Origin of the sequence: Halomonas sp. (assembly GCF_033549285.1) — a bacterium.
Lineage (GTDB): Bacteria > Pseudomonadota > Gammaproteobacteria > Pseudomonadales > Halomonadaceae > Halomonas.
Genome location: NZ_JAWSUJ010000144.1, coordinates 1 through 7305, shown reverse-complemented (window position 1 = coordinate 7305; position 7305 = coordinate 1). Strand labels below are relative to the sequence as shown.

Annotated in this window: 9 protein-coding genes; 5 read left to right on the top strand and 4 right to left on the bottom strand. The window is 68.3% G+C overall.

The window, feature by feature from the left end; genetic code table 11:
* From SCI24_RS20055 to trmB, 3 genes are all read right to left on the bottom strand, one after another.
* Positions 1-434, bottom strand: a 434-nt coding sequence (locus SCI24_RS20055) for a D-alanyl-D-alanine carboxypeptidase (RefSeq protein ID WP_318727060.1), incomplete at its 3' end; no start/stop codon positions are given.
* 31 nt (positions 435-465) lie between these two features.
* A complete protein-coding gene (locus SCI24_RS20050; RefSeq protein WP_318727059.1) occupies positions 466-795 on the bottom strand; it encodes a DMT family transporter in 330 nt (109 codons plus the stop codon).
* The gene (trmB, locus tag SCI24_RS20045; protein ID WP_318727058.1) at positions 792-1511 is read right to left on the bottom strand and encodes a tRNA (guanine(46)-N(7))-methyltransferase TrmB; all 720 of its coding nucleotides are present in this window, start codon (positions 1509-1511) and stop codon (positions 792-794) included. Before trmB ends, SCI24_RS20050 begins: the two co-directional genes overlap by 4 nt.
* 189 nt (positions 1512-1700) lie before the next feature.
* Between trmB and SCI24_RS20040 the strand changes: the two genes are divergently transcribed.
* The 3 genes from SCI24_RS20040 to SCI24_RS20030 all read left to right on the top strand — a co-directional run bounded on the left by SCI24_RS20040 (position 1701) and on the right by SCI24_RS20030 (position 4385).
* A complete protein-coding gene (locus SCI24_RS20040) occupies positions 1701-3590 on the top strand; it encodes a beta-ketoacyl synthase (RefSeq protein ID WP_318727061.1) in 1890 nt (629 codons plus the stop codon).
* Entirely contained in the window at positions 3590-4069 is a 480-nt protein-coding gene (gene coaD / locus SCI24_RS20035; protein ID WP_318727057.1) for a pantetheine-phosphate adenylyltransferase, read from the top strand. The genes SCI24_RS20040 and coaD overlap by 1 nt, the downstream gene beginning before the upstream one ends.
* A 67-nt stretch (positions 4070-4136) precedes the next feature.
* Complete coding sequence (locus SCI24_RS20030; protein ID WP_318727056.1) at positions 4137-4385, top strand: YfhL family 4Fe-4S dicluster ferredoxin; 249 nt, start codon at positions 4137-4139, stop codon at positions 4383-4385.
* A 119-nt stretch (positions 4386-4504) separates the two neighbouring features.
* Here the strand turns inward: SCI24_RS20030 and SCI24_RS20025 are convergent, their stop codons facing one another.
* On the bottom strand, positions 4505-4828 hold the full coding sequence (locus SCI24_RS20025; protein ID WP_318727055.1) for a hypothetical protein: 324 nt from the start codon (positions 4826-4828) through the stop codon (positions 4505-4507).
* A 188-nt stretch (positions 4829-5016) separates the two neighbouring features.
* On the opposite strand from SCI24_RS20025, the gene SCI24_RS20020 reads away from it, so the two are divergent.
* Both SCI24_RS20020 and SCI24_RS20015 read left to right on the top strand, forming a co-directional pair.
* Positions 5017-5643: an outer membrane beta-barrel protein gene (locus SCI24_RS20020; RefSeq protein ID WP_318727054.1), complete on the top strand. Its 627-nt coding sequence runs from the start codon at positions 5017-5019 to the stop codon at positions 5641-5643.
* Between the two features lie 106 nt (positions 5644-5749).
* Positions 5750-7123 carry an MATE family efflux transporter gene (locus SCI24_RS20015; protein WP_318727053.1) on the top strand — a complete coding sequence of 458 codons (1374 nt, stop codon included), beginning with the start codon at positions 5750-5752 and terminating at the stop codon, positions 7121-7123.
* The last annotated feature ends 182 nt before the right edge of the window (positions 7124-7305 follow it).

Sequence of the window (7305 nt, the reverse complement as noted above, 5' to 3'; positions counted from 1 at the left end):
GGGCCATAGCGCCACTGGCTGACCACCAGGCGCCCATCGACCCGACGCACGCCGGCCTGGTGCAGCCGCTGGGTGAGCCGCCACAGGTCCTCGCTGGTCAGCATCGGGTCGCCGCCGCCGTCGAGCACCAGGTCACCGTGCAAGACCCCGTCCGCATCGGGCTGGGCCAGGCTCACCAGTCGGGTGGAGAAGCGGTGCTGGGGGCCCCAGCGGTCCAGTGCCGCCGCCGCCAGGTAGACCTTGGAGACCGAGGCCGGTGACAGCTGGCGTTCGGGCGCGATGGCGCCCAGGACCTCGCCGCTGTCCAGCAGCCGGGCCTCGGCACCGAGCAGGAAACCCTTGTCGGCGAGCTCAGCCAGGCGGGTGAAGCCGCTCGCCTGGGCGAACAGCGGCAGCAGCATCAGCAGGATGCAGAGCAGCGGGCGACGGCGCATGGGACCTCCAGGCAGCATGAGAGGCCTCAGCTTAATGGGATGAGACGGAAGAGAACACCTGGATCACCACCACGCCACCAACGATCATGGCAAGGCCCAGCAGTGCCGGCAGGTCCGGCTTCTCGCCATAGACCAGGATGCCCACCAGGGTCACCAGCACGATGCCGAGCCCCGCCCAGAAGGCGTAGGCGATGCCCACGGGCATGGTGCGCAGCACCAGGGCGAGCAGGTAGAAGGCCAGCCCGTAGCCGACCACCACCGTGACGCTGGGCCACAACCGGCTGAAGCCCTCGGAGGCCTTCAGCGCACTGGTGGCGACCACCTCGGCGACGATCGCCAGGGCCAGAAACAGGAACGTCATGCGCGTGGCTCCTCCGAGACGGACAGCATCCCGCCGGGCACCAGCCCGGGGTCATGGGGCAGCTCGACCACCAGCCGCCAGAGCGCCTGCCCGCTGGCATGGTACTTCTGCTCGAAGGGCGTCAGGCAGGCCTCGCCCGGCACGAAGGGTTGCGCCTCGGCCGCCACCCCGGTCACCTGGGTCACCGCCAGGGCGAACTCCTCCACGTAGAGCCGCCAGTTGGAGCGCAGCTCCAGCCGACCGCCCAGCGCCAGGATCACCGGCAGCACCGGATGCCCCTGCCAGCGCATCTTCAGGTGGGCGGCCTTGGGGTAGGGGTTGGGATAGAGCAGGTAGTGGCGCGCCGGCCGCCAGCCCTCAGCCAGGGCCAGGCGCCAGAAGTCCACCAGGTCGGCCCGCACCAGCAGGGCATTGTCCGGCAGCGGACCATGGTCGCGGGACAGTCGGTCGGCGCTTCGGTCGACGCCGATCACCGCAGCGGCCGGGTATTGCTCGGCCAGCCGGCGCGTCGAGAGCCCCACGCCGCATCCCGCATCCAGGATCAACGGTGCCTCGCCACGCTGTTCGAGCCAGTCCCTGGCCCGGCCAAAGGCCTCGCGGGTATGCCCGGCGAGTGGCCTGCGCAGGGGGTGCGCCAGGGCCCGCGCCACGCGGCGGGCCAGGTCCTCGTGGGGGCCGGTCTGGCGGCTGACGATGGATCGCGAACGGGCAGACATGGCAGCGGGCTCGGCGGAAACGGAAAGGGCCGGCATTCTACCAGCCGCAAGCCCGCCGCGCAGGGGTGCCGGCATGACGCCGCCACGGGCCGGGTGCTATGATCCATGGCCTGACAGCGACTAACGCAGCCACGATATCAACCGCACAACGAGGAACCCGGCTTGCCACACTTACCGGTGATCGTCGGCATGGGCGGCGTGAATCCCGCCGGCCGAACCTCGGGCCACCAGGCGTTTCGCCGTACCGTGCTCGACGCCCTGCCCGACGACGACCAGGCCCGCACCCTGCTGGGCCTGGCGGCGATGATGCGCCTGGCCGACTGCCAGGCAGATGGTACCTGGCATGACGCCGAGGGTCGGCCGCTGGACGCCGCCGGGATCGTCGAGCAGACCCGCCAGCAGGTGCTCGACCACACCCTGATCCGGCGCATCGAGGATCCCCGCTTCAACGAGGAGGGGCTGCCAGCCAACCGCAAGGCGAGCCTCGCGCTGGACACCCCGCTGACCTTCCGCATTCGTCGCCGGCAGCTGCCCGACGACCTGCCCCCCACCTGGCAAGTCCAGGAGGTGGACCGCCAGAGCCTCGAGGTCACCGTCCCCGCCGGCACCATGGAGGTGATGCTCCCCGAGACGCGCCCGGCCCAGGTGCGCGCCGCCGGCCAGCTGCCCACGGGGTTCAAGCCCAGCCGGCTCTATCGCAGCGTGCACCATCCGCGCGGCCTCTCCATGACCGTCTTCGCCGCCAGCGATTGCCTGGGCGACAGCGGCCTCGAGTGGGATGGGCTGCGCGACCGCCTCGACCCCGACGAGGTCGCCGTCTACGCCGGCAACTCCATCGGCCAGCTCGACGACGAGGGCTGGGGCGGCCTGCTCAAGAGCTTCGTCTCCGGCAAGCGCGCCACCTCCAAGCAGATGCCGCTGGGCTACGGCCAGATGCCCGCCGACTTCATCAATGCCTATGTGCTGGGCAGCGTGGGCGGCACCGGGGCGGCACTCGGCGCCTGCGCCAGCTTCCTCTACAACCTGCGCCTGGGCGTGGACGACATCCGTGCCGGCCGCCGCCGGATCGTGCTGGTGGGCACCGCCGATGCCCCGATCACGCCCGAGGTCATCGAGGGCTTTCGCACCATGGGAGCGCTCGCCGATGACGACGGCCTCAAGGCCCTGGATGCCCTGGAGCTGCTAACCGACGCCGACTACCAGCGGGCCTGCCGGCCCTTCGCCCGCAACTGCGGCTTCACCATGGGCGAGTCCAGCCAGTTCATCATGCTGATGGACGACGCCCTGGCCCTGGAGACCGGTGCCGAGGTCCTCGGCAGCGTGCCGGGCGTGTTCGTCAATGCCGACGGCTGGAAGCGCTCGATCTCCGCTCCGGGTATCGGCAACTACATCTCCCTGGCCAAGGCGGCGGCGCTGGTGCGCGACATGCTCGGCGAGACGGCCCTGCGCGAGCGCACCTTCCTTCACGCCCATGGCACCAGCACGCCCAAGAACCGCATCACCGAGTCCCACGTCTTCGACCAGGTGGCCCGCGCCCACGGCATCACGGCGTGGCCGGTGGTGGCGGTGAAGGCCTTCGTCGGCCACTCCCAGGGCAGTGCCGCCGGCGACCAGCTGACCAGCGCCCTCGGCAGCTTCGCCTACGGGCTGCTGCCGGGCATCTTCACCCTGGATGCCGTGGCCGACGACGTCCACGCCGAGCGCCTGAGGCTGTTCCGCGACCCGCTGCCCTTTGTCGCCGATGCCGCCTTCATCAACGCCAAGGGCTTCGGTGGCAACAATGCCACCGGCGTGGTGCTCTCCCCTGCGGTGACCGAGCGACTGATGGCGAAGCGTCACGGCGAGACCGCCGTGGCCGCCTGGCAGGCGCGCCGCGAGGCCACCCGGGAGGTCGCCACGGCCTTTCATCGGGCCGCCGACCAGGGCCACTTCGAGGTCCGCTACCGCTTCGGCGAGGGCGTGTTGGAGGGACCCGAGCTCGACGTCGGCCGCGACGCCATCCGCATCCCCGGCTATGCCAGGGAGGTATCGCTGGCCGTGGACAACCCCTTCGGACGACTCGACGAAGGAGAGGCGTGATGAACACCGCCGTCTATCCCGGCACCTTCGACCCCATCACCAACGGCCACCTCGACCTGATCGAGCGTGCCGCCCGGCTGTTCGACAAGGTGGTGGTGGCCATCGCCACCAGTCCCGGCAAGGGGCCGGCCCTTGACCTCGATACCCGCATCGCCCTGGCCCGGGAGGTGGTGGCAGGCCTCGACAACGTCGAGGTGGTCGGCTTCTCGGGGCTGATGACCGAATTCATGAAGCAACAGCAGGCACGCGTGCTGCTGCGCGGCCTGAGGGCGGTGTCGGACTTCGAGTACGAGCTGCAGCTGGCCAACATGAACCGTGCCCAGATGCCGGAGCTGGAGACGGTCTTCCTCACCCCGGAGGTGGAGAACTCCTACATCTCCTCCACCCTGGTGCGCGAGATCGCCCGGCTCGGCGGCGATGTCTCCAAGCACGTGCATCCCAGGGTCGCCGAGACGCTGAAGAGCCATTACAATACCTGACCAGGAAACTCGGGATTACCCCTTTCCCGGGACCGCTTGCCGGCCAGCGACATCCGTGAGGTACCCCATGGCCCTGATGATCATCGACGAGTGCATCAACTGCGACGTCTGCGAACCCGAATGCCCCAACGGCGCCATCTCGCCGGGGGAAGAGATCTATGTCATCGATCCCGGCCTGTGCACCGAGTGCGTCGGCCACTACGACGAGCCCCAGTGCCAGCAGGTCTGTCCGGTGGATTGCATCCCGCTGGACCCGGCACACAAGGAGAGCCGTGACGAGCTGATGGCGAAGTACCACCTCATCACCGCGGCCTGATCCCGCTCGACGCCAGCACGACCGAAAGCGCCCCGCTCATCGAGCGGGGCGCCGTCGTCTGATACCGCGCCTGAACGGCTCGGACAGCCGGTCGAAGGAGTGGCCGGCCGGCAGAGGGCCTACATCTCGTCGGCGCGCCTGCTCACCTTGCACCCCAGGCAGCGCCGGAAGGCCGCCTCGGCCGGTGTCTTGATCAGGGTCTCCGCCGCCCCGTCCACGTTGCCCCCCAGGGCGGTGAACGGCAGCGACACCAGGAAGATCGCCGCGCCGCCCACCGTGGCCGCCGCCAGCAGCGGCCTCGCGATGACGGCATCGGCGATCATCGCCCCGCCGCTTGGCTGGGCCTCCATGCGCTCCCCCTGCGCCACGGCCGGCAGGCTGCCCAGTAGCATCACCAGCGCCAGCATGGCGAACATCGTGCTCTTGCCCAGTCGCTTCATCATCCTCGCTCCCTGCCCTGTCGCCTGGATTGTCGCCCTGCCGGCCGCCGCCGGACCATGGCATTCATTCAAATTAGCACCTAGAATCATCGAGGTTACATCCTTTCACAGGATCTTACATCAGGGTAGCCGGCTTTTGCCGCTTGCCCAACTTGCAGGCCCGCCTGCCCCAGCATGCAAAGGAGCGCATGATGAAACGCCTGATCGCCACCGCCGCCCTGGCCGGCCTGGTCGCCTCGCCCGCCTTCGCCCAGAGTTATCAGTACAACCCTGTTGAGGGCCCCTATCTGGGTGCCGGGATCGGCCATGCTTCGCTAGACAACGATTCTCTGGACCAATTAGATGATGCCGGATATAGCACAGATGATAGCGACACCGGCTACAAGCTGTTCGCGGGTTACCAGTTCAACCCCAACTTTGCCGTAGAGGCCAGCTACCTGGACTTCGGTGAGTTCACTGCAGATGCAGCTATTACTGACGGCGTCAATGTTGCATCGGAGAGTGTCAAAGCAGAAGCAGAGGGCTTCGGTTTCGCCTTGGTAGGCAAGCTGCCGATCCAGAACGGATTTAGCGTCCATGGCAAGTTGGGCATGATCGCGTGGGATGGCGACGCATACGATACTGTCAAAGTAAATGGTCAAACATTCATTGACACCAAACTGAGTGCTGACGGCACCGATCCCTTCTACGGTATCGGCGCAGAATACGAGATCGACCGGATCATGATGCGCGCCGAGTACGAGCGCTATGACTTGAGCGACAGCGGCGAGGACTTCGAGATCGACCTCTTCTCCGCCAGCATCGGCTACCGCTTCTAGCCCCCCCTGCCCCACGCCACTCGACGGCCCCGCCAATCGGCGGGGCCGTTGCGTTACGGGGCGGGACACGCCACCCTGCCCCGTTTCACCCCCAAGGGACCCTGCCGTGACGTCGCCCACGACCACCGACCGTACGGACACGCGACAACGCATCCTGGCCCTTGCCTGGCCGATCATCCTCTCCAATATCACCGTGCCGCTGCTCGGGCTGGTGGATACCGCCGTGGTCGGCCACCTGCCCGACTCGCGCTATCTCGCCGGGGTGACCCTGGGGGCGACGCTGTTCAGCTTCCTCTACTGGGGCTTTGGCTTCCTGCGCATGGGAACCACGGGCCTCACCTCCCAGGCGGTGGGTCGCGAGGCGGACGGCGAGGTACGCAACCTGCTCGGCCAGTCGCTGCTGCTCGCCCTGGTGATCGGCCTGGGACTGATCCTCGCCGGTGGCCCATTGGTGACACTGGGGCTGTGGCTGCTCGACGGCAGCGAGGTGGCCACGGCGCTGGCCGCTGAGTACGCCCGCATCCGCCTGCTCTCCGCCCCGGCGGTGCTGGCCAACTATGCCATCCTCGGCTGGTTCCTGGGCCAGCAGAACTCGCGGGTGACGCTGTCCATCCTGGTGCTGACCAACGGCGTCAACATCGCCCTCGACCTGCTGTTCGTGGTGGGGCTGGGGATGACCAGCGACGGCGTGGCCTGGGCCACGGTGCTCGCCGACTACACGGCACTGGCCTTCGGCCTCTGGCTGGTCTCTCGCCAACTCAGGCTGCTGGAAGGGCGCTTCCTGCGCGAGCGGCTGCTGCGCCTGGCGGCCTATGGCGAACTCTTCCGGGTCAACGCCAACCTCTTCGTGCGCACCCTGGGCCTGCTGTTCGCCATGGCCTTCTTCACCTCCCGCGGCGCCGCCCAGGGTGATACGGTGCTGGCGGCCAACGCCGTGCTCCTGCAGTTCATCATGCTGACCAGCTACGCCCTGGACGGCTTCGCCCATGCCGCCGAGGCGCTGGCCGGCCGTGCCGTGGGCCGCCGGCGTTTCGACGAGTTCGGCCGGGTCGTTCGCAGTGCCGCCCGCTTCTCGCTGGTCACGGCGGGACTGGCCGCACTGGCCTTCGCCCTGGGGGGCGAGTGGCTGATCGCGCTGCTCACCGGCCTGCCGGAGGTTCGGGCCACCGCCGGCGACTACCTGCCCTGGATGGTCGTCATGCCGCTGGTGGCGGTATGGAGCTACCTGCTGGACGGGGTCTTCATCGGGGCCACGGCGATCCGCGAGATGCGCAACAGCATCTATGCGGGGCTCGCCGTCTACCTGCCGCTCTGGTGGCTGACCACGCCACTGGGCAATCACGGCCTGTGGCTGGCCTTCCTGGCCTTTGCCGTGGTGCGCTCGGCGGTGCTGGTGGCCTACTACCGACACCATCGCCGCAGCCGCTGGCGCCACCCCACCTCGGCCGAGGGCGTTGACGAAGTCTCCCCTGCCGGGTAGCGCAACCTACTGAGGTTGCGCTACTTTCTGTCAGACACGCCAAGATTCGACAACAGAAGAAGGGAACCCTCATGCTCAAGGCCCTATCGAGACCGGCCGTCAAGCTGGTCGAACGCTACCTGCCCGACCCCTACATCTTCGTCCTGCTGCTGACGATCATCGCTGCCGCCGCGGCCATCGCC